Raw genomic sequence first — 323 nt, 5'->3', positions numbered from 1 at the left:
AACGTTTAGCACAATAACCGGTAGCTTAACGGGCACACCGACTAATGATGATATTGGTACCACCTCAGGTATTGTCATCAGTGTTGCCGATGCTGCGAATGCATCAGACAGCTTAGCGGCCTTTACTATCACAGTGTCAAACACCAACGATGCGCCGGTAATAACAGGTACACCAGCCACAACGGTAGCTGAAGATACTGCCTACAGCTTTACTCCTATAGTTTCTGATGTTGATGCAGGTGATACCCAAAGCTTTAGTATTAACATTAAACCTAGCTGGGCAACGTTTAGCACAATAACCGGTAGCTTAACGGGCACACCGA

At 46.1% G+C, this 323-nt stretch carries 1 protein-coding gene; it reads left to right on the top strand.

What is annotated here, in order from left to right; genetic code table 11:
• A partial coding sequence (locus H4J65_RS00015) for a putative Ig domain-containing protein (protein ID WP_182193922.1) occupies positions 1–323 on the top strand: 323 nt, incomplete at both ends.

Source organism: Colwellia sp. MB02u-9, assembly GCF_014077085.1.
Lineage (GTDB): Bacteria > Pseudomonadota > Gammaproteobacteria > Enterobacterales > Alteromonadaceae > Cognaticolwellia.
This window is presented reverse-complemented; position numbering and strand designations above follow the sequence as displayed.